Raw genomic sequence first — 25,040 nt, forward strand, 5'->3', positions numbered from 1 at the left:
GTCGAGTTTCCGGCTCGGGAGGGGTGCTTCGGACCGGTAAAACCACCGGGTTTTCCCAACCGACGTTGGTAGAATCGTGCGGTGATTCAGGGGAGGGCGCGGGAGCGCGCGGTCATTGCCGGGCTGATCGAAGAAGCCCGTGCTTCACGGGGCAACGCCCTTGTCATCCATGGCTTGCCGGGCGTGGGCAAGTCGACGCTGCTCAGCGACGCCGTTGCCGACGCCGAGGACCTGCGCGTGCTGCGGACCCGGGGCATCGAGTCCGAATCCCCGCTGGCCTTCGCGGCGCTGCACCGGCTGCTGCGCCCGGTCATGTCCTACACAGAGCGGCTCCCCGAACCGCAGGCCCACGCGCTCAAGGCAGCCTTTGGCGAAATCGCCACCGAGAGCGTGGACCGGTTCCTCATCTTCCTCGCGGCGCTGAGCCTGCTGGCCGAGGCCGCCGAGCATCAACCAGTGCTGGCGGTCATCGACGACGCGCAGTGGCTGGACGACGTCTCGGCCGCGGCGCTGCTGTTTGTTGCCCGCCGGCTCGACGCGGAACGGGTTGCCGTCCTGTTTGCCGCCCGCGACGGCGACGAGCGCCAGTTCGACTACGGCGATCTGCCGGCTCTGGCGCTCGCGGGCGTGGATGAACAGACCGCTTCGGAACTGCTGGCAGAGCATTCCGGCGTCGTTGTTCCGGCCGAAGTCACCGGCGAACTGGTGCGCAGCACTGCCGGCAACCCGCTGGCCCTCGTGGAGCTGGCCGGGTCCTTGTCGCCCGAACAGCTGGCCGGCACGTCGGGACTACCGCACCATCTACCGCTCACTGCGGGCGTGGAGCGCGCGTTTCTGGACCGCTGCCGGCGCCTGCCTGAGCACGCACAAACCTGGCTCCTCGTGGCAGCGGCGGACGACGCCGGCCAGCTCACCACCGTGCGGCAGGCTGCGAAATCCCTCGGCGCCGGCGATGATGCGCTGGATGCGGTGGAACAATCCGGCCTGCTGAAGGTGGAGGACGGCAAGCTGAAGCTGCGCCATCCGCTGGTGCGCTCGGCCGTCTACGGCGCCGCCACGGCCTACCGGCGGCGGCAGGCTCATGCTGCCCTGGCGCAGGTGCTTGCGCAGGAACCCAGCCCTGACCGCAGGGTCTGGCACCTGGCCGCTGCGGCGGAGGACGACGACGAAGCGGTGGCCGCGGAGCTGGACCAGGTGGCCGAAAGGGCGCGCAGCCGCGGCGGGCACGAGGCCGCCAGCGCTGCCTGGGAGCGCGCCGCCGAGCTAACCCTCGACGCCGAAGCCAAGGCCCGGCGCTTGTACGAGGCCGCCGGCAGCGCATGGCTGGCAGGCCAGGCTGCGCGCGCCCGGGCCCTGAGCGATGCCGCGGTAGCTCTGGCCGGGAGCCCGGGGCTGCGCGCTGATGCCGTCCGCCGTCGTGCCCGGATCGAGTGGAACACCGGTTCCCTCCAGCTGGGCCACCACATGATCCTGCAGGGCGCCCGCGACGTCGCCCAAACGGATCCGGTGCGCGCGCGGGAAATGGCCATGTTCGCCGCCGCGCTGGCCTCCTTCGGCGGCGACTCCGGCATCGGCATCACTCCCGTCGACGTCGCGGTCCCTCCGGAGGCCGGCGCGCCCGCCCGGGAGCACAGCTTCTGGCACCTGCTGGTGGGCCTGCACCACGTGTCCCGCGGCGAGATGGAGCAGGGCGTGCCGGTGCTCAGGGCGGCCTTCGCAGACGGGGTGTCGCTGGAGAACGCGGACCAGGATCTGCTGCCCAACCTGGGCATCGCCGCCCTGCATCTGGGCGATGACGAGGCCTCGCTGAGGTACCACAACCTGCTGCTGGCCCGGGCGCGCGGCACCGGCGCGCTGATCATGGTGCTCTACTCGCTGACCCGGCGCAGCATCACCGACGTGGCCACCGGCAACTGGGACGAGGCGCGGGCCGGCGCGGCCGAAGCCCTGCAATTGGCCAACGGCACCGGGCAACGGGGCCTGACCGCCTCACCGCTGACACTGCTCGCTCTGCTCGATGCCTTCCAGAACGACGACGGCTACGCGCGTCATCTGGCAGCGGCCGACGACGTTGCGGCGAACCATCCGTTGGGCATCGTCGCCGGCCTGACCCACGACTTACGGCTGTGGGCAAAGGCCGTCCACAGCGGCCAGCCCGAAGCCGCCTACCACCATCTGGCCCAGCTGGAACTGCCGCTGACGCGCAGGCTGGCCGCCATCGACTTCTTCGAGTCCGCCGTCGCGGCCGGACATCAGGATGAGGCCGCCAACCGGCTGGCTGACTTGGAGGAGTTTGCCGCAGCCACGGGCAACGCATGGGCGGCTGCCAGCACCGCGCACGGCCGCGCGCTGCTGGCGGATAACCAGGCCGACGCAGAAAAGCTCTACCAGCTGGCCCTGGAACACCACGGCTCGTCGCCCCGAGTATTCGACCGGGCTCGGACCCAGCTGGCCTACGGCCGGTTCCTGCGCCGCGAGCGCCGCCGGGTCGACGCCCGCGCCCAGCTGCAAGCCGCCATGGACATCTTCGCGGACCTCGGCGCCGTCCGCTGGGAGGAGCTCGCCGGCCAGGAACTGCGCGCCTCCGGCAAGACGGCCCGCAAGCGCGATCCGTCCACCGCTGCAATACTGACCCCGCAGGAACTCCAGGTTGCCGGCCTGGTCCAGCAGGGCATGACCAACCGCGATGTCGCAGCCCTCCTCTTCCTCAGCCCGCGCACCATCGACTTCCACCTCCGCAACGTGTACGTCAAGCTCGGCATCAGTACCCGCACCGAACTGATACGCCAGCACCTCGGCCGCACCCCCGCCGTCGTCGTTGGTAGTTAGCAGTTGGTAGTTAGTCGCAGTTTCCGGTGCCAAACCCGGTAATTTCACCGGTTCGAGCAACCCCGCGCCCCGGTAATTTTCCTGCCATGACTACTTCAACAATCATCGGCAATTATCTGTTGGGCGGCGTCATCAACGCCGTGCTCCTGGTGGCCATCGCGTTCCTGCTGTCGCGGTTCGTGAAAGACGCCGCCGGGCGGTCCCTGCTCGCCATCTTCCTGATCATCGCGGGCGGGGCCTACCTCGGATTCGCCATCGCGGGCGAGGCCAGCGGACCCTGGGCCCTCGCGGAACTCCTGCAGGCGCTGGGGCTCGGCGCGCTGGGCATCATCGGCCTGCGCCGTTCGCCCTACTGGCTCGCCGCGGGCTGGGCGCTGCATCCGATCTGGGACGTCCCGCTCCACTACTTCGGCGGGGGGCACGAGTTCGCGCCCGAGAGCTGGGCCATCGCGTGCGTGAGCTTCGACTGGATCGTGGCTCTGTACATCGTCGCCGCCTACCGGATGAACGGCGAAAGCCGGTTCAAATTCCGCCAAAGCGTGGCTCCGGCCGAACCGGTTCTGCCGCTGCAAGCCGGCGCTAAATCCCGCTGACCTCAAACAACGACGGCGGCGCCCGGGTGGGTTTTATGACTCGCCCGGGCTCCGCCGTTGGCTAGGGTTAGCTGGTGACTAATTACTTCCTGCGCAAGCCCTGGCGTGGCCGGATCGGCGCCCTGCTGGGCATCCTGATCATGGCCCTGAGCCTGCGCGCCGCCGTCTCCGTGGTGCCGCCGCTGCTCGGTTCGGTCAGCCCGGAGCTCGGTTTCGATGCCGCCACCATCGGCCTGCTGGCGATGCTGCCGCCGCTGATCTTCGCCGCCGGCGGCCTGGGCACGCCCATCCTGATCCGGTGGCTGGGCCTGGAAAAGGTCCTCACCCTCGCGGTACTGCTGGCCGTCGCCGGGCAGGTCGGGCGCGCCTTCATGGGCGAGGTCTGGCCGTTCCTGGGCCTCTCCGCCGTCGTCATGGCCGGTTACGGCATCGGCAACGTGGTGCTGCCGCCGCTCGTGAAGAAGTACTTCCCGGACAGAATGGGCGTGGTCACGGCCGGCTATGTCACGCTGCTCGCGGTGGGAACCGCGGCCAGTCCGCAGCTGGCCGTGCCCGTAGCGGACCTTGCCGGTTGGCGCGTCTCGATCGGCGTCTGGGCCTCGATCAGCGCGCTGGTCCTGGTGCCATGGGCAGCCCAGTTGCTGCACGACCGGCGGGCAAAACGCGAGAAGAACGACGACGACGCCGCGGCCGCTCGCACAAGTCCCGGGGCGCCGTCGACGTCGGATTCGCTGCCTGCCTCGACGTCCGTTTCGAGTTCCGTCAAGATGCCGCCGGCCAAGCCCACCCCGGAGCATCTGAATCCGTGGCGCTCGCCGGTGGCTTGGGGCCTGGCGATCTTCCTCGCCGGCAACTCTGCCCAGACCTACGTCTACTTCACCTGGCTTCCGCCGTACCTGACCGGGCAGAACGTGGACGCGGCCGTAGCCGGATCGGCCCTGGCATACTTCGCGATCCTCGGCCTGCCGGTCAGCTTGCTGGTGCCGCTGATCGTGCCCCGCATGCGCAACCCGATCATCGCCATCAGCATCTTCGCGGCGTGCTGGGCCGGGGGACACCTGGGCCTGTTCCTCGCGCCGATGGATGGCACCTGGTGGTGGATCACCCTCGCCGGCCTGGGCCAGGGCACCTTCGCCACCGCGCTGCTGATGATGAACCTGCGCTCACGGACCACGCATGGCGCCTCGGTGCTCGCCGGGTTCAGCCAGGGCATCGGCTACGCCGGCGCCGGCATCGCCCCGCTGCTGTTCGGCGTTGTCCAGGAGGCTACCGGCAGCTGGAACGCCTCCTTCGCCATGCTCGGCGTCTGCCTGCTGGTCATGATGACCGGAGCCGTGATGATCAACCGGCCGCGGTACATCGAGGATGTCGCGAAGCCCGCGGAAACTCCCGAACCGGTCAAGGACCCTGCCCGCTAGGAGCCGGTTCCGAGAGTGCCGCAAAGTACTGCTTTGTTTGCCTTTACCTGCCTGAAATCAGCTAGTAGGGAAAGCGCGCTCTAAAACTAGCAATTTCCGATTTAGAAGCGGATGATAGCTATACCGGCGAAAGCCCGGACTTCATGGTCGGCGCTTTTGTTTCTCCGGACTTCTGATCAAGGGGGTGCGTTATGCCGCTGTCGGATGAGGAGCGGGAGCAGCTTCATGCACTGGAGTTGCAGTTGGCCGCCGAGGACCCGGCGCTGGCCCAGGTAATGCGGTCCGGCCTTTTGGGACCCGACCATGGACAGCTTGTTCTAGCGGTGCTTGCCTGGATTGTCGGTTTGGTCTTGTTGATCATCGGCGTGGCCACGCAGCTGATCGTCGTGGGTGTCGGCGGCTTCCTGGTAATGGGCGCGGCGGGTTACTGGGCGATGCGCCTCTACCGCTGGGGAAGCGGAATCGATGATCAAGTCGCAACCGACAAGGGGACGCACGGAGTCCGCTGAGGGTCACCGCCTCCTTGGTGTTCGCCCAGCCAGCTAAATGTCCAGGACAAGTCGTTTACCTAGACACCGCGAGACACAGATCATCATCGTGTCCCCTGCCTTGCGTTCTTCCTCCGACAGCAGCGTGTCCCGGTGATCAATCTCCCCGGAGATCACTGGGGTTTCGCAAGTGCCGCAGATGCCTTCGCGGCATGAATTAAGAACGGGTATGCCACTTTCCATCAGCGCCTCCAAAACGGAGGTGCCCGGCGGAACCAGCACCTCTGTGCCGTCTGCAATTTCTACGCTGAACTCGGTGTCCAATGTCGTGGAGTCGGAGTCGGAGTCGGAATCGGTAATCAAGCGGGAGACGAACCGCTCGGAATGGTAACGGTTAGGTCCTGGCCATTCCCCAGTCAGTTTTTCGAGGGCATTTAGCAGCGGTCCCGGCCCGCAGGCGTATACATGTGTGGATGCATCCAGCCCATCGAGGAGCGGTTCAAGGGGGAAAAGTCCGGACACGTCGTCTGTGTGGATGTGGACACGGTCGCCGTAAACGGCGAGTTCCTCCAGGAATGCCATGGACGTACGATTCCTGCCCAGGTAGATGAGTTTCCAGTCCAGATCTGTCGCGTCGGCTTGCCGGATCATGGGCAGGATCGGGGTGATACCGATGCCGCCGGCAATAAAGAGATACAGCGGTGCAGCCTTCAGACTGAAGTTGTTCCGCGGACCGCGCACCTGCAACTTGGTACCGGGACGCAGTTCGTTGTGTATCCAGGCAGATCCGCCGCGTCCCTGCGGCTCCCGCAGTACGCCGAGACGCCAGAAGCTATCCTCTGGCCGGGAACAGAGTGAGTATTGGCGTAACAGGCCGTTGGGCAGCATGACGTCCACATGCGCGCCAGCCTCCCAGGGGGGCAGCGCCTCGCCGCGAGGGTGTTCAAGCCGCAACGCCAGTACGGAATCGGACGCCGGATCGGTCTCAGTGACCTCTACATCGAAGAATTCGTCATGCATCGGGGTATTCAAGTCGTTCTCCTTAGAAAATTGGCAGCCGGATGCTGGTGATTAAGTCAGCGTGCAATCGGCGCCGCTGGTGGTATGGTCAGCCGCGCCATGGAATCAACTGCGGCCAGTACTGCCGTTGTTGCGCCGCGTTCGCCAAGAGTGACGCGTACTCCTTCGCCGTCGAATGCTCTGACCGAAACGGACTGGGCAAGGCAGGCGGCCTCCAGTTCCAGGGCGCGGCCGCCGACGGGGATCCACACGAAGTTCCCTCCGCTTGCCGGCAACTCGATGCCTCGGTTGCGCAGCTGTGCACTCAGATAACGGCGCTCGTCCACGATCCGCGAGATAGTCTGCGCGGTCAGATCGGGTTCGTCCCAAGCGGCAATAGCGGCGGCTTCAGCAACCCGGCTCACAGGGAAAGGTGGAGCGGCACGCCGCAAGTTCGCCGCGATATCCTGGCCGGCTGCCAAATACCCTGCCCGGAGTCCGGCTAAACCGTATGCCTTGGAAAATGTACGCAGGACAGCTAGGTTGGCGAATCTTTTTAGGAGGTGCGTGCTGTCGTGCTCGGGCAAGGAGAATTCCCGGTATGCCTCGTCCAGGATCACCAGCACCTGCGCTGGTACTCGGTCAAGAAAGTCCATCAACTCTTCGTGGTCGACGGTTGTTCCTGTTGGATTGTTCGGCGAGCAGACGATAACGGCACGGGTGGCTGTTGTTATAGCGGCGGCCATGGACTTCAGATCGTGCCGGGAACCGCCGGTGAGCGGTACTTCGACGGCAGCAGCACCGGTGACTCCGACAAGTATCGGGTACGCCTCGTAGCTGCGCCAGGCGTAGATGACTTCATCACCACTGGCGGCGTAGGTGGAGAGCAGCAGTTGGAGCAGGGCAAGCGATCCAGCTCCTGCGACCACCTGGCCGGGCTCAAGTCCTAGTCTCCCGGCCACGGTCGCCACAAGATTGTCACCTGCGAGACTTGGGTAGCGGTTGGCATCGGCCGCAGCTGCCGCGACCGCATCTTGGACCGCAGGCGACGGCGGCACTGGCAGCTCGTTCGACGAGGCAATCCAGCGGACACTCGCCTTGCCCTGTGAACGAGAGTACTCAGGCAGTGTGGCAATGCCTGGCCGTGGTGATGGGCCGCTTGCACCCCGGCTTGCGCCCCGATGGTCGGACGGTTCCAGAGGCGGCAGGGGACTGGTGATGTTCGTGCTCATGTCTATTCCTTCCGCTGTCATGGCTGGGGCAGGAGTAATCCGGGGATTTCCCTGGATGCATGGGGCAGGGGACGCACGTGCTCTTCATCGAGAAGCTGCATGCCGCGGCGTCGCAGCTCGCTGACGCTGGCGACCCCGAGCAGTTGCATAGTGCGGCGTAATTGGCTAACAAGGAGGTCAGCCAAATGCGCGACGCCGGGTTCACCGGCGGCTGCCAGCGCCCACAGATACGGTCGGCCGATCATGGCCAGGTCCGCACCCAGAGCGATCGCGGTGGCAATGTCTGCACCATGCCGGATACCCGAGTCAACGACAATGGTGAAGTCGTCGCCAACAGCCCGCCGAACCGGGGCGATCAGATCGGCGGGGGCAATGGTGCGGTCCAATTGACGGCCACCGTGGTTGGATAGATGCACTCCGTCAACTCCGAGATCCCGTGCACGGACGGCGTCGGCCGGGCTAATCGGGCCTTTCAACAGCAGGTCGCCGTCCCAGATCGCACGCAGCTCCGCTAGATCACTCCACGTCACGCCTGAGTCGAACTGCGAGCCGATGTTCTCAATGGTGTAGGCATTGCCGTGTGCACCTTCGGAGACATTGGCGAATTCCAAGACGGGAGCGCGGAGCATCCGCATCCAGTATCCGGGTTTGGAGCCGATTTCCAGCAAGGTTGCTGGTGTGAGCCGCGGCGGAATCGTGAACCCGTTGCGGATGTCTCGCAGCCGGTTGCCGGGAACTGCGGTATCCACCGCTATCTCGAGGACTCGGTAACCCGCACCCGCCGCGCGGCGGACCAGCTCGCGGGCCCGTGCCCGGTCTTTCCAGACGTAGAGCTGGAACCAGCGTTCCGCCTCCGGAGCAGGCCCGACGGCCAGCTCCTCCAAGGCGGTGGTGGCCATCGTGGAGAGCACATAGGGTAGGCCGGCAGCAGCAGCGGCGCGGGCCACTGCGGGTTCGCCAGCGGTATGGACCATTCGGGTGTAGCCGGTCGGTGCAAAGCCCAGTGGCGCCGCAGCGCACCGACCGAGGATGCCAGAGCTGGTATCAGCGGCACTGACATCCGCCAGTGCAACGGGAACGAAGCGGTGACGTTCGAACGCCGCGGTATTATTAGCCACACTGAGTTCGCCGTCGGCTCCGCCGTCGATGTACTCCATCACCGGCCGTGGCAGGCTTCGCGCTGCCAGCTGCCGCAGGTCCTCGACGGTGTGGCACCGGGTCAGCGCCCGTTCAACCGACGAACCCGTGGGGAGGTTGACCGAGATCAGCCTCACTGCTTGAGCAAGTTTCATACCGCAGCCCCCGCAGCGCAGCCAAGCGTTATAACCATCATGGCTCTACACCTTTCCCGGGTTCATGCCAACACCTTGGACAGGAAGGCCTGGGTACGGGCCTCCCTCGGGTCTTCGAGCACTTGCCGAGGATCGCCGCTTTCAACGAGGCAGCCATCAGCCATGAAGTGCACCACATCACCCACTTCTTTGGCGAAGCCCATTTCGTGGGTCACGACGATCATGGTCATTCCCGATGCGGCCAGCGAGACCATGACGTCCAGCACTTCCCCAACAAGCTCCGGATCCAAGGCGGACGTCGGCTCATCGAAAAGCATCACAGTAGGCTTGAGCGCGAGGGCCCGGGCAATCGCAACCCGCTGCTGCTGCCCGCCGGAGAGCTGGCCCGGATAATGATTGCGTTTGTCCGCCAGGCCGACCCGTTCCAACAGGTCCATGCCCTCCTCGATGGCTGCTGCCCGGCGGCGCCGCTGGACCACGGTAGGGCCTTCAACGACGTTTTCCAAGGCGGTCCGGTGGGGGAAGAGATTGAACTGCTGGAAGACCATGCCAACGGAAGCGCGCTGGCGGGAGGTTTCATGCTCCTTTAGTTCGCGCAGTCGATTGCCGACCTGGCGGTAGCCTATGGGTTCACCCTGCACCCATAGCTGGCCACCGTCGATCTTTTCCAAATGGTTAATACAGCGCAGGAAGGTACTCTTACCCGAGCCGGAGGGACCGAGTAGGCACGCGACTTCACCCGCCTTCACGTCCATGCTGATGCCTTTGAGGACCTCGACGTGGCCAAAAGACTTGCGCACTTGCCTGGCACTGACGATCGGATCATTCATTTCAGTCTCTCCAGTTCGACGGCGGGGACGGCGGCAGGCAATGTGGCGTGGCCGGATGAAACGTGCACGCCAGCCGGGCGGCTTGTAATCCGCCCTTCCCTGGCAGGACGGATGGGGGAGAACCCTCGTTCGAAGTGCCGCTCGACGAAATATTGGCCTATGGACAACACCGCGGTGACGGCGAGGTACCAGATGGCAGCGACAATCAGCAACGGGATCGTCTCGAATGTCCGCGAGTAGATGATCGAAACCGACGTCAGCAGTTCCCCGTAACCGATGACAATGACCAGCGACGTGTATTTGAGCATGCCGATCGTCTCATTGCCGGTTGGCGGGATGATCACCCGCATCGCCTGAGGCAGGACCACACGCCGCATGTTTTGTGCCCGCGACATGCCGATGGCCTGGGCTGCCTCCGTCTGGCCCCTCGGAATGGACCTGATTCCAGAGCGAACAATCTCGCCCATGTAGGCGCCCTCATTCAGGCTCAAGCCCAGCAATGCTGCCGTAAACGGGGAGATTATGGCGTTGGTTTCAATCTCGAAAAAGCTTGGTCCGAACGGTATGCCGAATGCGATCGTGGGAACGAGCGCAGCCATAAAGAACCAGAAGAGCAGCTGCACCATCAGCGGCGTGCCCCGGAAGAACCAGGAATAGGCCCACGCTGAGTAGGACAGGATGGGATTGCTGGACATTCTGCAGACGGCTACGAGGATGCCAAGCAGCACACCGATGGCCATAGCTATGCCTGTCAACATCAGAGTCCTGCCCAAGCCGGTCAATACCTGCGGTGCAAAGAGGTACTGACCAACGACGTTCCACTGGAAGCGCTCGTTTGTGAAGGCCGCATAGACCATCAGAACGACGGCGACCAGGACCACCCCGGCAGCTACCCACCGTCCCGTGTATCTTGCCGGCAGAATTGGCAGGTCATCGGCGCGGTCGACGTCTACGAGCCGGTTCATTCGGTGACTCCGTTGATCGGGAAATCGTCTACGCTATGGTCAGCCATGTCGTAGTCAGCCAGGATCCGGTCATAGGCCCCGTTCGCTTTGATTTCGCCCATGGCCAGCTGCACGGCCTCCGTCAACTGGTCGCTTTCCTTGGGGAAGACGATGCCGAAAGCGAGGTCCTGGTAGCGCGGACCCTGAACAAGCTGGCCCTTGGAACCGGCTGCAATGACGGATCCTGACGTCGAATCGACCAAGAAAGCATCGGTCCTCGCACTTTGCAGTGCGAGGACCGCCTGGTTCTGGCCAGCGAACACCGTTACCTTCAGCGGATCCTTGCCTGCGGCTTCGCATTCGGCCGACTGCTCGGCGGCGTCGGCGTCCTCCGTAGTGCCCTTCACAATTCCGACAGCCTTGCCGCATAGGTCATCCAAGGTTTTGATCGATTCCGCGTTGGCCGTACCAGTCATGATTCCTCCACCAGCCGAAAAATAGTCGACGAAGTCAACCTGCTTCTGCCGTTCCACGGTGTCTGACATAGCCGACATCGCCATGTCGTAGCGACCGGAGTCCAATCCAGGAATGATGGCGTCGAAGGCAATGTTGTTGAACTCCAGGGTCACTCCGAGCTGATTCTCCAATTCGTCTGCGATGTCCCGGTCAATGCCGACGATCGTGGTCCCGTCGGTGTCGAAGGATTCGAATGGCGGATACTCCACGTTGCTGGCGACGTTGATCGTGCCGGCTTCCTGGACGGACTGAGGCAGCTCTGAGAACAAGGGCGCCTTCGCCCCGGCCGCCGCTGAGCCACTGGTTTCGGATTCTGCCTTAGCATCGGCTGAACCCGAGCAACCCGCCAGTGCGAGGGAAGCAGCCAACCCGAAGGCGGCAACGTTAAAAGTACGTTTAAAAACAGCTGATGAGATCATTTCTTTTGCTCCTAGCTATGTTTAAAAACCTGACAATAAAGCTATATCGTGTGCCCGTTTGAAAAGTCTTCTTCAAACGAGGTGAGAACAGCCTAGAAAGTAAATGAGGATTTCACAAGGAAAGGACATATCTGATTAGCCAACTAATTCTGCGACGCATTTCGCGCGATTTTCGGGCGCTAAGAAGCACTAGCGGGTGAGGATCTCTCCGCTAAATCACAAGTGCGACCACTATTCTTTGGCGACGATGCCGCGGAATGGGGGCCTACGAAAGGCTCATATCTTTTTCCTGATACGCCTCAATCTGAATTTGGGGCGGCCTGCAATTCCTTCTCTGGGGTATTTCTCGGAAAATTATCGGAGCGAATTTCGCTCATAGGTCCCGGCGACGGCAGCATTGGCGGTATCGACGACGGCTCCGCTGTGCACTAGCTCCACAGCCTTTCGGACGCGCGGATACATCACCACATCGCGGCGCAGGTGATCAATCCTCCGCCCATCGGCGGATGCAGTGTTGCGGAGGAGGTCGACGGTTGCGGCACTGGCAGGCCCCGGGGTCCCGGCGGTTTCGGGCAGACCCAGCCGCAGTTCGATGGCTTGGGCCGCCATTAGCAGTTCGATGCCGACTACGATCTCGATGTTGGCAACTATTTGCCGGGCATGTCGGCCGGCGTTATTTGCCATGGAGACGTGGTCCTCCTGGTTGGCACACGTTGGGATGGAGTCCACGCTGTCCGGATGGGAGAGGGTTTTCGAATCCGAAACCAGTGCCGCAGCCAGATACTGAGGGAGCATGTAGCCGCAGTCCATGCCGACCTGTTCGCTGGCCACGAGCATGTCAGGTAAGCCGCGGTTTAGGGTGCCGTCGTCCAAGCGGAATAAGCGGCGTTCCGTGATGTTGCCAATCTCCGTAACAACGATCGAAATGAAGTCCGCTGCGAAGGCGACGTACTCGGCGTGGAAGTTTCCGCCGGATACGGCCTTGAGCTTGCGGGTGTCCGGGAGCGTAGGGAAGATCAGCGGGTTGTCGGTTGCCGCGTTAATTTCGTTGTTGATAATGCCGGCGGCAAAGTCCAGCGTTTCCTTGATGGGGCCGAACACCTGCGGTATGCAACGCAGGGAATACGCGTCCTGCGGCGGCTGGCGGACGGGGTCCGTGGAAGCGTTGCCGTCGACCAGCGTGCTGCCCGCCAGAAGTTCGCGCAGTCGGGCCGCCACTGCGATCTGCCCTCTCTGGCCACGGGCCTCGTGCAGTTCGGCGATGAATGCATCGCCGAATCCCATGAGTGACTCGATGGTCATGGCTGCGGTGACTTGTGCCGTCTCTAATAGGTTCTGTGCATCGAAGAGCGCCAGCGCAGCTTGCGCACAGGAAAAGGAGGTTCCGTTAAGCAGCGCGAGACCATCCTTCGCGCCCAGCGGCAGTCGGTCCAAGCCAGCGCTGGCCATGGCTGCTATTCCACTGATGATCTTGCCGTCGAGGAACGCTTCGCCGGAATCCAGTTCTTCGTCATCTCCTGTGTGCGAACGGGTCATCACGATGGCGATGTGGGCCAGTGGGATCAGGTCGCCTGAGGCTCCGAGGGACCCGTATTCGGGGATGGCGGGGTAGACGCCGTGGTTGAGCATGTCGACCAGCAGCGTGACAATGTCGCCGCGGACACCTGAGTAGCCTTGAGTCAGGCTGACGATGCGGATGAACATGGTTGCGCGCACAACTTCTTCATCGACGTAGCGGCCAACGCCGGCGGCGTTGGAAAGTACCAGCCGCCGTGACAGTTCGGCCGCGTCCGAGGGGTCGGCGAAGGCCTGGCGGCCTGCCAGCGACCCGAAGCCGGTGTTGATGCTATAGATCGGCGGCGTATCAGTGTCCGCCTGCATTCCGTCGACTACTCCGTCCAGCCACTGCTGGCTCGGTTTCATGCGTTCAAGGACGGCAGGGTCGAGGGCGACCGGGCGGCGGTGCCGGGCTACCTGGATCAGGTCCTCCAACGAGGCCGGATCCATGCCGATGAGGACGGTCTGAGTCTCAGCCAGCGTAACTGTGTTCATTCAGTATCTCCCTACTTGATTGGAAACTCGTGGCGGATTCCAGCGACGAAGTTAGGCACAGAGCCGCCTCCTCCATGGCGTTGAAGGCAGAATTTATCCAGGACTTGGAACCGCACCTGGTCTCCGGGCCTGCGATATTCAATGAGCAGACTATTTCGCCGCGGCAGAAAACAGGCACGGCAAGGGATATCGACCCAACATCCAGTTCGCCCCGCGAAATCAGCCGGCCGGCTGAACGTATCTGGGGCAGGCTGGCCTGGATCTGTTGAGCCGTGAGGGTGTTGTCGGTAAAGCGGGGCAGGTCGCGCTCGAGTACCTGCCGGACGACATCGGCCGGAGCCCATGCAAGCAGGATGCGCTGGCCGGCACCGGCATGCAGAGGGAGCAGTTCGTTGACGGCAAAGCTGTATTTCAGCGATTTGTCCGGTTCCGCACGGCGCAGGCACATACCTTGGGTCCCGACCCGAATTACCATGACGGCGGTTTCTCCTACCTCATCAACAATGCTCTTCAGGACTGCGGTGCCGATATCCGCCAGGAGCGATTGTGAATGGTTACGGCCGCTCATTTCCAGCAGGGCACGGCCCGGCCGGTAGCGGCCGTCGTCTTCTTGAACGAAGCCATGCTCTTTAAGGGTCTTGAAATATCTGTATGTCGTGCTTTGCGGGATGCCGAGACGGGTCGCGACGACATCAACTGTTGCGTCCCCACAGGTCGCAATTTCAGCAAGAATCTTAAGACCACGTTCAAACGATGACACTTTCAACCTCCAGACTTATCCCGTGTGAGCTACGCGACACTGCGATGCTCCACCAAATCTCGATTCACGACAACTCGCATTCTCGCATTGCGAGAATGGAATTTAGTCGTGTGAGTCCGCGCCGTTACGTTGTTTGGAGTCCAGCTCCCCCATCGACTTGTGAGGCACCAATGGCACTCGATTTGTCCACAGCAACTGCCCCTGTCTTCACGGAAGACCCTTATTCTGACGACAATTTGAGAGATCCCTACCCGCTTTTTGCTCGGATGCGCGACGCGGGCCCGGCGGTATGGCTGGAGCGATACGGAGTGCCCGCCTTCACGCGCTTTGATGTATGTAAGGAAATTCTCGAGGACTACTCCACGTTCATATCCAGTGCCGGGGCCGGTCCCAAGAATCTGCATCACGAGAAATCTTGGCGTGCCCAAGGGATCATGGAGTCCGACCCGCCGATTCACACGACCATGCGCCAGGCCATGGGAAGTGTCATCTCGCCGCGCGGCATGCGTGCGCTGCGAAACCAGTTTCAGCAGTTCGCAGACGAACTTGTCGATCGCATTCTCGATATGCGGGAATTCGACGCTGCGAAAGACTTCGCTGAAGTATTCCCGCTGCGGGTGTTCGGCGACGCCGTAGGCATTCCCCGCGAGGGCCGGGCCGAGAATCTCCTGGCCTTGGGTGCAATGAACTTCAGCACTTTCGGCCCCGACGATGAGCGGGCGAAGGAATACTTCCGCATGGGCCAGGGCACCAACGACTGGGCGATGGCGAATTGTGCGCGCGAGAAACTGGCAGAGGGTAGCCTGGGCCAGCAAATCTGGGACTGTGCGGACAAAGGAGAGATCAGTTCCGATCAGGCTGCCCTGCTTGTACGGGCCATGTTGTCTGCAGGCCTGGACACGACCATCTTCTCGATAGGTAACGTCATGCGGTTGCTCTCCGTACACCCCGGCGAGTGGTCAAAGGTGCATGTGAACCCCAGGCTGACCAAGTTCGCCATAGATGAATCGTTTCGGCTGGAATCGCCGTTCCAGTCCTTCTACCGCACCACGAGCCGTGATGTTGATTTCCACGGGATGCAGATCCCGGCTGACTCGAAGCTGGCAGTTTTTGTCGGTGCGGCCAACCGAGATCCGCGGCACTGGGGCGAGGATGCCGACAGGTATGACATCGAACGCCAGGCCGGTGGGCATCTGGGGTTCGGCATGGGCATCCACCAGTGCGTCGGACAACCGATGTCCAGGCTGGAAATGGACGTGCTGCTGACCACGCTCGCCGCGCGGGTCAAAGCCATAGAATCTGCGGGTGACGCAGTGCCCTACCTGCACAACACACTCCGGGGCTGGGAGTCCATCCCCATTAAGATCGTGCCGGCATAACAGGCGGGATTAGCGGGCCTTCCGTGTCTCCTTGTCGTTGGCCTTCTGTATGGCGTCGACCAATTCGGACTTGTTCATGTTGGAGCGTCCCGGGACATCGAGCTTCTTGGCCAGGTCGTACAGATGCTCCTTGGATGCGTTGGCATCCACGCCACCGGCAGTCTTTCGGGAAGTGTCCTTGCCGCCTTTGGCCTGCTTGTCCGAGGGGCCGGCCTTTTCCTTGGGTTCCCAATGGTCGCCGACCTTTTCATGGGTGTGCTTTAGGGCACTGTAGGCCACCCGATGTGCGCGCTCCTCGTCGCCGTAGCTCTCGGCCGCCGAATCATGCGCCTCGGCAAAGGTTTCCTGGGCCTTCTTGCCGGAACGCTTGAGAGTGCTGGGCAGTTCGCTCTTCTTCGGCTTCCCGCTCTTGTCTGTCTTGGGCATCAGGATCACCCTCCTTGAATTGTTGGTAGATCCAATTTCCAACGTGGCACAGTTCAGTGCTTCTGCCAAGGGGGTGTGGCTTCGCCTGATACCAAGCCGCCGGACATGGCCCTAGCTTTGTGACCTGCGAGGACATTCCGTTTTGTAATCAAGGTCACTATGACGTAAATTACAATGCACTATTCCAACTTCCGGCTGAACCGCCTATGGTTCGATAAAGCAATCAAACAGGATCGGCGAGGGGAAACGTCCTTTCTGTTTGTACAAAGACGCATATAGGGGAGAAATACATGAACGAGCGACTGGCGGAAGCTATCGCCATCTTGGGCGACATCGAGGCCGACGACGCGAGCAACGATGCCCGCGGACGTCGGGCTCATGCGCGTGTCATCGCCATGATCGAATTCGCCGACGAAGTCTCAGGCATGCGGCGCGAGCAGCGGATCGCTAATCTGCTGACGCTGGCCCAAATGGATAAGAAGGATTCAAAGTCCGCACTCGAAGAGGCGCGCCGACTGCTTGAACTCGATACGGAGTCCCGGGTTCTCAAGACCGCAGCCTGACCCCGGGGCAGAAGAAACTGCCCCGTGAACACCTGATCGATTGAGCGTAGTCTGGAAAGAAGACTTGCAACGTCGGAGGTTGTCATGACACCTGTATGGAAGCGCTGGCTCCCTGCCGCCGTCGTTCCTGCGGTCATAGCGGGCGGCGCCGTGCTGGGCGCCGTCCAGGCAGGCGCGGCGACGGATCTCCCGGATAAGACGCCGCAGGAAGTCCTGGAAATGGTAGCGGACAGTTCCGTCCGTTCGCTGTCCGGAACTGTAGAGCAGACATCCGAGCTGGGCCTGCCGCAGTTGCCCACAGACGGACCGTCCGCGGAGTCTGATGCTTCGTCCGGCGTTCCTTCCGGTGTAGCCTCCGCCCTTGAACTCCTCGGCGGATCCCACACTGCACGCGTTTATTTGGACGGCCATTCACAGGCACGGGTGCAGGTTATGGACCGGCTCGCCGAGCGGGATGTCATCCGCAACGGCCGGGACGTCTGGTTCTACAGCTCCAAGCAGAATGCCGCCACCCATCTGATCCTTCCGGAATACTCGGAGTCCGAGGGCCATCACAGCGACAAAGCCTGGACCCCCGAGAGCCTGAGCGAGCACTTCCTGTCCTCGGTCGAGCCCAGCACGGAAGTGACAGTGGGCTCGGACTCGGAGGTTGCCGGTCGTGCGGCTTATGAACTGGTGCTGACTCCTGATAGTTCGGAGACGCTGGTCGGGTCCGTCTCGATTGCGGTGGATTCGGAAACAGGGTTGCCGCTCAGCGTGGACGTCCAAGCCCGCGGTCAGGACGCCCCGGCTTTCGAGGTTGGCTTCACGGAGCTGAGCCTTGAAGCGCCGTCGGACGATCTCTTCAACTTCACGCCGCCGCCCGGCGCCACCGTCACGGAGCGCGTCGTCGAGGACCATCACGCAAAGCATGCCCAGGGTGACCATGGCGACCGCCACCAGGGCGATGGCAAGCACGATAAGGACTACACCAAGTACGGATCCGGGTGGGAAACGGTGATCGGCCTGCCGGCAGATGAAGTGCCTGCGGAATTGATGGACTCGCCGCTCATCGCCGAAACCGCCCAAGAGGTCGACGGCGGCCGGTTGCTTTCCTCGGCGCTGGTGAACGTCCTCGTGACCGACGATGGCCGGGCGTTCGCCGGATCGGTGCCGTTGGAGCGGTTGCAGGCGGCAGCGGAGGGCCGGTGAGCGGCGCCCTCCCAGCTACCGAACTCGCGATTGAAACCACTGGGCTGACCAAACGCTTTGGCCACCAGACAGCCGTCGACGGCATTGATCTGGCGGTTCCGCATGGCTCCGTCTTCGGCTTCCTTGGTCCGAACGGTTCGGGGAAGACCACCACCATTCGGGTCATGCTCGGCCTCGCAGCCGCCACAAGTGGGTATGTCCGGGTATTGGGGCAGGACATGCCGGCGAGTCTGCGCGACGTGCTTCCCCGCGTTGGAGCCCTGATCGAAGGGCCGGCCTTTTACCCCTTCCTCTCCGGGACCGCCAACCTGCAGCGCTTCGATACCGCAGACCGCCACGCGTCCTCGGCCACCCGGCGCGCACGCGTTAACCAGGCGCTGGACCGTGTTGGGCTGTCCCACGCCGCCGGCAAGAAAGTCCGAGCCTACTCCCTTGGCATGAAACAGCGCCTGGGCATCGCCAACGCCTTGCTGATGCCGCGCGAACTGCTGGTGCTGGACGAGCCCACCAACGGCCTGGACCCGCAGGGTACGCGGGAGGTCCGCAGCCTGGTGCGCTCGCTGGCTGCTGAAGGCACCACGGTTTTCGTGTCCAGCCATCTGCTCGCGGAGGTCGAGCAAATCTGCACGCACGCCGCCGTCATGAGCGCCGGCAAACTGGTGGCGCAGGGGACTGTCGACGAACTCCGGCGGGTAGGCCTCGCCCACGTCAAAGTCCAGACTCCCGATACCGAGGATGCCGGCCGCGTCCTCCAGCGGTTGGGTCTCGCACCTGAGCCGCCACATTCAAACAACGACGGCGGCAGTACAGTCCGCGCCCCGCTCGCCGACCACACGGTGGCACCGGAATCGATTGTCGCCGCTCTCGTCGCCGAAGGTGTCCGCGTCCGCGGCTTCGCGGTGGAAAGCAGCAGTCTCGAGGATCGGTTCGTGGCATTGACGGGGGAGGGGTTCGACGTTGTCCAATAAGCTGCCCGCATCTGCACCAACCGGACCGTCCTTTGGGAACGCCCGGTCACGAGCAGCCGCATCCCGGCCCTCGGCCGGCTGGTCACTCCTAGGATCCGAGTTGAAGGTTCTCTTCCGTCGCTGGCGGACCTGGGCCATGCTGGCGGCGCTCGCTGCCGTCCCGGTCCTGATAGCGCTGGCCGTCCGGCTTTCCTCGCGCGATCCAGGTCCCGGCCAAGGTCCGCCGTTCTTGGACCGCGTATCCCAGAACGGACTGTTCATCGCGCTGACCGGGATGGTCGTCTCCATCCCGCTCTTCCTGCCGCTGACTGTCAGCGTGGCGGCGGGGGACACCATCGCGGGCGAGGCAGGCCACGGAACCCTGAGGTATCTGTTGGCGGCGCCAGCAGGCAGGGTCCGTCTGCTGGCGGTGAAGTATGCTGCCGCCGTCGTCTTCTGCCTTGCCGCAGCGCTCTCCGTGGCGACGGCGGGAGTACTGATCGGTTCAGCGCTCTTCGACGTAGGGCCGATCACGCTGCTCTCCGGCGACACCATCAGCGTAGGGGAGTCGCTGCTGCGGCTGTTCCTCGTGGCCTGCTACGTCGGCCTGTCCCTGCTCGGACTCGCGGCCATTGGTCTGTTCATTTCCACCCTGACCGAGGTCCCTGTCGGTGCCATGGCTGCGACCGCAGTGCTCGCCGTCGTGTCCCAGATCCTCGACAACCTACCGCAGCTCGAATGGCTCCACCCCTGGCTGTTCAGCCACCACTGGCTCGGCTTCGCGGACCTGCTGCGCCAGCCGATCTCCTGGGACTCCTTCGCCGCCAACGGCCTGCTGCAAGGCGGCTACATCGTCGTCTTCTGCGGGCTCGCCTACAGCCGCTTCGCTACCAAAGACGTGCTGTCCTAATTGGCTACAGCCTGGGCTCTGGCCGGTGCGGGGCTGCGCGAACTAAAATCTTGTTGTGGAAGAGCGCTATCTAAAGGCGCTGGGACAGGCCTCGTCTGTCGCAGAGCGCGACAGTATCCGTCGGCAGATTGCTTCCGAGGAACTCGCCGCGCTGCGCAAGGAACTCGATAGACACACCGTGGACAAGGTCCAACGGCAGATGATGAAAATTATCGAGAGTGAACGCCGCCGCGATATTCAATCGCTGAAGAATGCGGGTCTCTGAAAGTCAACAGTAGTTGTCGGGCCTTTGGCTGTAGTTTAAATCATTTCGTTTCGTCCCTAACCGGTCTATCGTCCGTAGCCGCAGTTAGCTCGGCCTCAAGCTCATCGACGGTGGGCAAAGCGCCGGCGAATTCCTCGGGCATAGACTCCTCCAGTTCTGCGGCCCAGTTCGCGACGCCGATGGGTGAGTTGTAGCCGCGTAACGCGTATTCAGCAACTAGTTCATTTTTTGATTTGCAGAGCAATAGACCAATTGTGGGCTTGTCGCCATCCTGCGCCAGTAGGTCGTCCACCGCGCTCATGTATACGCCGAGTTGGCCGAGGTAGCCCGGATCGAACTTCCCGGCCTTGAGTTCGATAACCACGAAGCGCCGCAGCTTGAAATTGTAAAACAGCAAATCGGCGAAGAACTCGTCGCCAGCAACGTGCAGTTGGATCTGCCGTCCGACGAAGGCGAAGCCTTGGCCCAATTCCAGTAAGAACTTCTGTACATGGTCGATCAGTTGGGACTCCAGTTCGCGTTCATTCCGTTGACCGGTCATCGCTACGAAATCGAAGACGTACGGATCCTTGGTCGCCTGCTGCACCAAGTCGGAGTCCGACGGCGGCAGGGTCGTCTTGAAATTCGACGTAGCCTTCCCCGCCCGCTCATGGAGACGGGAGTCGATCTGGTGGGTAAGGACGTTGCGGGACCAGCCGCCCTTGACCGCCTTCTCGGCATACCAGAGGCGCGTTGCAGGTTCCCGAACTTTGTCCAAGAGAGCCAGATGGTGATACCAGGGCAATTGTGCAAGTGGCGCTTGCACAATTGCCGTCTGCGGCCAGGCCTCAGCCAGCGACCGCATGTACTTGAGGTTGCGGGAAGAAAACCCCTTTGCCTCGGGAAAGCGGTCTCGGAGGTCGACCGAAAGTCGGTCGATGACCTTGGCGCCCCAACCCTCTTGTTCCTGACGATTGAGTATGTCGTTTCCGATGGCCCAATAGGTACGCACAAGTTCCTGGTTTGCGGCATTGATTGCTCTGACGCGTCCCGCAGCCACCCTCGAGGCAACGGAGTCTAATAGATCCGGGTACCACGTAGGCATAGCGGATCGTCCAGGCGGTTTTTCGAAGGTCGTGTTCGAACGAGCCGTGGATTGTTCAGTGCCCTTCGATTCCATGGTCTGTGTTTTCCCCTCATGAGAAAGTTCCTGACGCGAACCTATCGGATACTTCTGACAGTTCAGCTACCAAACGGCGACGACCGTTCCGCAGTATCTTTATCCGCTTTTCCTCAGAGCTTTGGCAGCCGTGCGTCCCGAGTTGTGTCCAGGAGGTTTGCCCCGGAGACATCAGACGTCTAATGTTTACGTATGTCGTCCCGGATTACTCAAGCTCCTCATGCACCTACGAATGAAAGCTTGGGCGAGGTTTTGGACGAAACTCTTGCTCCGGAGTTGGACGAACAGCAGATGGCGCCGAAGCCGGCCCCGACGAAAAGGCTTGCGGCCTTCTTGGCGATTGCCGCCGTCGTACTTATTGGTCTGAACTTGCGCGTGGGGGTGGCCAGTGCCGCCGCCCTGTTCCACGATCTGCAGCTCCTATTGGGGTACGGACCGCTGGTGGCCGCCACATTGCCGTCGATTCCCGTCATCTGCTTCGCCGTTGCCGGTGCCGCCACATCCTGGCTGACCAGACTCGTCGGCCTAGAGCGGGCGATTGCTGTTGCCTTGACGCTGCTCACCGCGGGGCTGGCGCTGCGCTTGGTGGATTCGGTCGGCATGCTGCTGCTGGGCACCGTGGTGAGCATGTCCGGGCTGGCCATCTGCAACGTGGCGATGCCTTCCTTCATCCGCAAGCACTTTGCGCACCGGACTTCGACGATGACGGGCGTCTACACCATCACCATGTCGATCGGCGCGACCACTGCCGCTGCGCTGAGTGTGCCGGTGGCGATGCAGCTGAACTCGCCGGTTATGGGTCTTGCGTCGTGGTCGCTCCTGGCCGTCGTCGCCCTGCTCGCGTTCCTTCCGCTGGCTGTGGCTGGCAAGCCGCGCCCGGTGGCCGAAACCGGCGCGAGCGTTTCACCGTGGCCGTTGCTGCTCACCCGCAAAGGCCTGCTGATCACCGGTCTCTTCACCGTGCAGGCGCTGCTGGTCTATACGATCATCAGCTGGCTGCCCTCCATCCTTATCGCCCGCGGCCTGGATCCGGCGTCCGCGGGATTGATGCTCGGCGCCGTGCAATTGATCAGCATTCCCGCCGTAGTCCTGGTGCTGGCGATGGCCAGCAGGCCGCGGCTGCTGCGCCCGGCGTTCATGGTGTCCACCGGCTCCAGCTTCCTGGGCTACGTGAGCCTGCTGGTTATGCCCAACCAGCTGGTCCTTGTGCCGGTGCTGCTGATCGGCATCGGGTTCTCGGTGTTCCCGATCGTCATGGTGGTGATCAGCCGCAGCGGAAGCAACGCGGCGGAAACCACGGCGATGTCCACTCTTGCCCAGTCGGTGGGCTATCTCGTGGCAACCGCGGGACCGTTCGGCTTGGGGCTGCTGCACGCGGCCACCGGTGGGTGGACGCTGTCGCTGGAGCTGATGGTGGCCGTGGCAGTGCTGCAACTGTTCCTGGCATACTGGCTCAGCGCCGGTGGCGGCGCCGGCACCGCTGGTGGAGGTGGGCGTGGGCGTGGCCGGGGCCGGGCCCGCTCGGGTGGAGGTGGGCGTTTGCTTGGGCGTCGCGGCGAGAGGAGCCAAGCATGACACTCGGTTCAGTCCACCGCCCGCAACTGGCCGACGAAGTCACCGAGCGGCTGCGCGAGGCGATCGTCTCCGGCCAATGGCCGCTGCAGGAACGGATCCCGCCCGAGCCCGAGCTCATGGCGCAACTCGGCGTTTCGAGGGGGACCCTGCGCGAAGGCATCAAGGCGCTGGCCCACGCCGGGATGCTGGAGGTGCGGCGCGGGAACGGCACCTACGTCCGTGCGGCCAGCGAAATCCATGGCGCCGCCCGCAAGGCCTACCGGGAGCACGAAGACCAGGATGTGCTGCAGGTCCGCTTCGCTCTGGACACGAAGGCCGCGCGTCTGGCAGCCCGATTAGCTAACGACGGCGACATCGCGGCTATGCGTACGATGCTCGCCAAGCGCCGCAAGGCCTGGGCGGCGGAGGATCTGGAACAGTGGATTGCGGCCGACTGGGACTTTCACCTGAAGGTGGCAGAATCCTCGGGCAACCGGTTGCTCCATGAGCTCTACGGCAGTTTCGGTGACGTCTTCCACGGCACGAAAATGGCACAGCGGTTGCGCAACGGTTTCGACGGCTGTCTGGAAGCCGGGCATGAGGCGCTCGTTGCCGCCATCGCCGCCGGCGACGAGGACGCGGCGGTGGCTACCGTCAACGCTAATCTCAACTACTGCATGTCTTGGATGCCGCAGTCCGGGGAGTAACGCCCGCTCAACCGATCTTGTGCAGCGCCGATCCTTTATGGACTGCTACGTGATCCGTTTTATCGCTCTTGATCTCGAATTGCGGTTCCTCCGGCGAGCAGTGCCGGGTGCGGCCATTGAGTTCGAAGTCCTTGGTGTGGATCTTGGTGATCTTGCCGGAAACTTCGCCGGCTTCTGAGTTCCACCGCACGTGGTCGCCGGTCTTGAACGATGCAGCCATATAGGTGTCCTCTCAGGTCAGCCGGGATTCGGTGGTTGTGTGCAGGTGCTCCCCGCCATGGGGATGGGCTTCGCCGACGATTTCATGCAGCCCTTCGACTGCCTCGACCAGGGACAGATCCGGCTGTGAAGCAATGAAGGGCAGCAGCAGCGTGTTTTCCTTGTCCAGATGCTGCGCGAAGAGGCGCTCAATCGCGGTGGCCAGCGCCGCGGCCTGGATTCCCTGTGCACCGCGCAGCTCCTCCAGCGTATTGGTGATCACCCGGTGTTCGGCGAGCATGCCCTCAACGAGGAGGCTCGCCTCCGGCCGGGAACGGGCACGTTCATAAAGGGCTGATTCTTCTGCGAGGGCGTGCGGAATGAGGTCGTTTTCGCACCACTCCACCAGCAGCGCATGTGCGTCATGTTCGGCCGGCTTCTTTCCGCTTTCCACGGCGTCAACCAACGCGCGGGTCAAGTGGCTCAGCCGGGTCAGCATCTGTCCGTGATGGTGCTCGACGGCGGCAATGGCCTGCTGGTCGCTGTTCACATCTTTGGCTTCGTTGACCATCTCTACCACTGCCCTTCCCGCGTGTACGGCCGCGACCAAAGGGCAATTTGAAGCAGCACCGCTTTGAGCCAGGCCTGCATCATGGCGTCAACCTGTTCGCCGTCGTCCTCCTTGCGCGCCAGGAAAGGACGGACGGTGATCGTGACCGGCCCGGTCAACGCGATGAGGTGCCGCAGCGGCACTACCGAAGTGGACCCGACATGGTCCGTCTCGTTCTTGTGGGCGGGCGTGTGCCGGAGCGCGATCTCGTTCTGGTAATCCAGCCACTCCTGGTCGTAGGAGCGGGAACACGTGTCGCGGATCCATTGCCCGAAGCGCGGACGGACTGCCGCGAGGTATTCATCGATGGGTGGGCCGCCGGGCTGGGAAAAGTGGGCAACCAGTTGCGGTTGGCTGGCGACGAAGCCGTACCAGACATCGAGAATGTCATCGACCTGGTCATCGAGCAGTTCACCCGCCCGTTGCAGCAGCGCCGCATCGCGTTCATCGAGCATCACACTGGCCTTGAGTTCCTCCAACTCGGTCAGCGTGACGGGCGAATGTGCGGCGGTTCCGTAGTTGTAACCGGGAATCTCTGATGTGTTGGTCGACTCGGACGACATGGCCATACCTCCAACTAGTTGGCGTCCCTCATTCGTACCCCCGGGTGCAGCCGGGGTCAATGGTTTGCCGGCTCATCGGAATCGAGAGTGTAATCCGGGTCTGAATCCTCCGGCTTCGAGTAGTGATCTGGCGATGTAGTTGGTTAGGTTGCGGAATCCGAGTGCTGAGCCGCGGAGGTGTTCGAGTCGCCCGTTA

Annotated in this window: 25 protein-coding genes; 12 read left to right on the top strand and 13 right to left on the bottom strand. The window is 62.9% G+C overall.

Annotated elements, in window-relative coordinates; translation table 11 throughout:
• The first annotated feature begins 81 nt into the window (after positions 1-81).
• The 4 genes from HGO92_RS24545 to HGO92_RS18340 all read left to right on the top strand — a co-directional run bounded on the left by HGO92_RS24545 (position 82) and on the right by HGO92_RS18340 (position 5,349).
• On the top strand, positions 82-2,829 hold the full coding sequence (locus HGO92_RS24545) for an AAA family ATPase (protein WP_169997378.1): 2,748 nt from the start codon (positions 82-84) through the stop codon (positions 2,827-2,829).
• 86 nt (positions 2,830-2,915) lie between these two features.
• Positions 2,916-3,422: a DUF6010 family protein gene (locus HGO92_RS18330; RefSeq protein WP_169997380.1), complete on the top strand. Its 507-nt coding sequence runs from the start codon at positions 2,916-2,918 to the stop codon at positions 3,420-3,422.
• 74 nt (positions 3,423-3,496) lie between these two features.
• Positions 3,497-4,840, top strand: coding sequence for an MFS transporter (locus HGO92_RS18335; protein WP_346769015.1), 1,344 nt, complete (start codon positions 3,497-3,499; stop codon positions 4,838-4,840).
• Positions 4,841-5,031: 191 nt separating this feature from the next.
• Positions 5,032-5,349 carry a DUF3040 domain-containing protein gene (locus HGO92_RS18340; RefSeq protein ID WP_169997382.1) on the top strand — a complete coding sequence of 106 codons (318 nt, stop codon included), beginning with the start codon at positions 5,032-5,034 and terminating at the stop codon, positions 5,347-5,349.
• A gap of 33 nt (positions 5,350-5,382) precedes the next feature.
• On the opposite strand, the gene HGO92_RS18345 is transcribed toward HGO92_RS18340, so the two are convergent.
• From HGO92_RS18345 to HGO92_RS18380, 8 genes are all read right to left on the bottom strand, one after another.
• Positions 5,383-6,360 carry a PDR/VanB family oxidoreductase gene (locus HGO92_RS18345; protein WP_240974745.1) on the bottom strand — a complete coding sequence of 326 codons (978 nt, stop codon included), beginning with the start codon at positions 6,358-6,360 and terminating at the stop codon, positions 5,383-5,385.
• 44 nt (positions 6,361-6,404) lie between these two features.
• On the bottom strand, positions 6,405-7,559 hold the full coding sequence (locus tag HGO92_RS18350) for a histidinol-phosphate transaminase (RefSeq protein WP_169997384.1): 1,155 nt from the start codon (positions 7,557-7,559) through the stop codon (positions 6,405-6,407).
• A gap of 17 nt (positions 7,560-7,576) precedes the next feature.
• On the bottom strand, positions 7,577-8,851 hold the full coding sequence (locus HGO92_RS18355) for an alpha-hydroxy acid oxidase (RefSeq protein WP_169997386.1): 1,275 nt from the start codon (positions 8,849-8,851) through the stop codon (positions 7,577-7,579).
• Positions 8,852-8,913: 62 nt separating this feature from the next.
• Positions 8,914-9,681 carry an amino acid ABC transporter ATP-binding protein gene (locus HGO92_RS18360; protein WP_205834678.1) on the bottom strand — a complete coding sequence of 256 codons (768 nt, stop codon included), beginning with the start codon at positions 9,679-9,681 and terminating at the stop codon, positions 8,914-8,916.
• On the bottom strand, positions 9,678-10,646 hold the full coding sequence (locus HGO92_RS18365; protein WP_169997388.1) for an amino acid ABC transporter permease: 969 nt from the start codon (positions 10,644-10,646) through the stop codon (positions 9,678-9,680). Before HGO92_RS18365 ends, HGO92_RS18360 begins: the two co-directional genes overlap by 4 nt.
• On the bottom strand, positions 10,643-11,410 hold the full coding sequence (locus HGO92_RS18370) for an ABC transporter substrate-binding protein (RefSeq protein ID WP_169997389.1): 768 nt from the start codon (positions 11,408-11,410) through the stop codon (positions 10,643-10,645). The genes HGO92_RS18365 and HGO92_RS18370 overlap by 4 nt, the downstream gene beginning before the upstream one ends.
• 504 nt (positions 11,411-11,914) lie before the next feature.
• Positions 11,915-13,612 carry an HAL/PAL/TAL family ammonia-lyase gene (locus tag HGO92_RS18375; protein WP_169997391.1) on the bottom strand — a complete coding sequence of 566 codons (1,698 nt, stop codon included), beginning with the start codon at positions 13,610-13,612 and terminating at the stop codon, positions 11,915-11,917.
• Positions 13,590-14,372 (bottom strand): IclR family transcriptional regulator domain-containing protein, encoded by a 783-nt coding sequence (locus HGO92_RS18380; RefSeq protein ID WP_169997393.1) that lies wholly within the window; start codon positions 14,370-14,372, stop codon positions 13,590-13,592. Before HGO92_RS18380 ends, HGO92_RS18375 begins: the two co-directional genes overlap by 23 nt.
• A gap of 170 nt (positions 14,373-14,542) precedes the next feature.
• Between HGO92_RS18380 and HGO92_RS18385 the strand changes: the two genes are divergently transcribed.
• Positions 14,543-15,751 carry a cytochrome P450 gene (locus HGO92_RS18385; protein ID WP_169997395.1) on the top strand — a complete coding sequence of 403 codons (1,209 nt, stop codon included), beginning with the start codon at positions 14,543-14,545 and terminating at the stop codon, positions 15,749-15,751.
• Positions 15,752-15,760: 9 nt separating this feature from the next.
• Here HGO92_RS18385 and HGO92_RS18390 read toward each other — a convergent pair whose 3' ends face one another.
• The gene (locus HGO92_RS18390) at positions 15,761-16,177 is read right to left on the bottom strand and encodes a ChaB family protein (RefSeq protein WP_169997397.1); all 417 of its coding nucleotides are present in this window, start codon (positions 16,175-16,177) and stop codon (positions 15,761-15,763) included.
• A gap of 290 nt (positions 16,178-16,467) precedes the next feature.
• Between HGO92_RS18390 and HGO92_RS18395 the strand changes: the two genes are divergently transcribed.
• The 5 genes from HGO92_RS18395 to HGO92_RS18415 all read left to right on the top strand — a co-directional run bounded on the left by HGO92_RS18395 (position 16,468) and on the right by HGO92_RS18415 (position 20,053).
• Positions 16,468-16,740: a hypothetical protein gene (locus HGO92_RS18395; protein WP_169997399.1), complete on the top strand. Its 273-nt coding sequence runs from the start codon at positions 16,468-16,470 to the stop codon at positions 16,738-16,740.
• A gap of 84 nt (positions 16,741-16,824) precedes the next feature.
• The gene (locus HGO92_RS18400; protein WP_169997401.1) at positions 16,825-17,931 is read left to right on the top strand and encodes a LolA family protein; all 1,107 of its coding nucleotides are present in this window, start codon (positions 16,825-16,827) and stop codon (positions 17,929-17,931) included.
• Positions 17,928-18,899, top strand: a complete 972-nt coding sequence (locus HGO92_RS18405; RefSeq protein ID WP_169997403.1) for an ATP-binding cassette domain-containing protein — start codon at positions 17,928-17,930, stop codon at positions 18,897-18,899. Before HGO92_RS18400 ends, HGO92_RS18405 begins: the two co-directional genes overlap by 4 nt.
• Position 18,900: 1 nt before the next feature.
• Positions 18,901-19,788 (top strand): ABC transporter permease, encoded by an 888-nt coding sequence (locus HGO92_RS18410; protein WP_169997434.1) that lies wholly within the window; start codon positions 18,901-18,903, stop codon positions 19,786-19,788.
• A 55-nt stretch (positions 19,789-19,843) separates the two neighbouring features.
• Entirely contained in the window at positions 19,844-20,053 is a 210-nt protein-coding gene (locus HGO92_RS18415; RefSeq protein WP_169997405.1) for a hypothetical protein, read from the top strand.
• Positions 20,054-20,093: 40 nt separating this feature from the next.
• Here the strand turns inward: HGO92_RS18415 and HGO92_RS18420 are convergent, their stop codons facing one another.
• On the bottom strand, positions 20,094-21,212 hold the full coding sequence (locus tag HGO92_RS18420; protein WP_169997407.1) for a PDDEXK nuclease domain-containing protein: 1,119 nt from the start codon (positions 21,210-21,212) through the stop codon (positions 20,094-20,096).
• A gap of 240 nt (positions 21,213-21,452) precedes the next feature.
• On the opposite strand from HGO92_RS18420, the gene HGO92_RS18425 reads away from it, so the two are divergent.
• Complete coding sequence (locus HGO92_RS18425) at positions 21,453-22,787, top strand: MFS transporter (protein ID WP_240974747.1); 1,335 nt, start codon at positions 21,453-21,455, stop codon at positions 22,785-22,787.
• Complete coding sequence (locus HGO92_RS18430) at positions 22,784-23,473, top strand: FadR/GntR family transcriptional regulator (protein WP_169997409.1); 690 nt, start codon at positions 22,784-22,786, stop codon at positions 23,471-23,473. The genes HGO92_RS18425 and HGO92_RS18430 overlap by 4 nt, the downstream gene beginning before the upstream one ends.
• Before the next feature lie 7 nt (positions 23,474-23,480).
• Here the strand turns inward: HGO92_RS18430 and HGO92_RS18435 are convergent, their stop codons facing one another.
• The 3 genes from HGO92_RS18435 to HGO92_RS18445 are packed head-to-tail and all read right to left on the bottom strand — an operon-like array spanning position 23,481 to position 24,844.
• Positions 23,481-23,693: a hypervirulence associated TUDOR domain-containing protein gene (locus HGO92_RS18435; RefSeq protein ID WP_169997411.1), complete on the bottom strand. Its 213-nt coding sequence runs from the start codon at positions 23,691-23,693 to the stop codon at positions 23,481-23,483.
• A 12-nt stretch (positions 23,694-23,705) separates the two neighbouring features.
• Positions 23,706-24,242: a hemerythrin domain-containing protein gene (locus HGO92_RS18440; protein WP_169997438.1), complete on the bottom strand. Its 537-nt coding sequence runs from the start codon at positions 24,240-24,242 to the stop codon at positions 23,706-23,708.
• A 2-nt stretch (positions 24,243-24,244) separates the two neighbouring features.
• Positions 24,245-24,844 (bottom strand): protoglobin domain-containing protein, encoded by a 600-nt coding sequence (locus HGO92_RS18445; protein WP_169997413.1) that lies wholly within the window; start codon positions 24,842-24,844, stop codon positions 24,245-24,247.
• Positions 24,845-25,040: the final 196 nt, after the last annotated feature.

The organism is Crystallibacter degradans (assembly GCF_012952295.1).
Lineage (GTDB): Bacteria > Actinomycetota > Actinomycetes > Actinomycetales > Micrococcaceae > Crystallibacter > Crystallibacter degradans.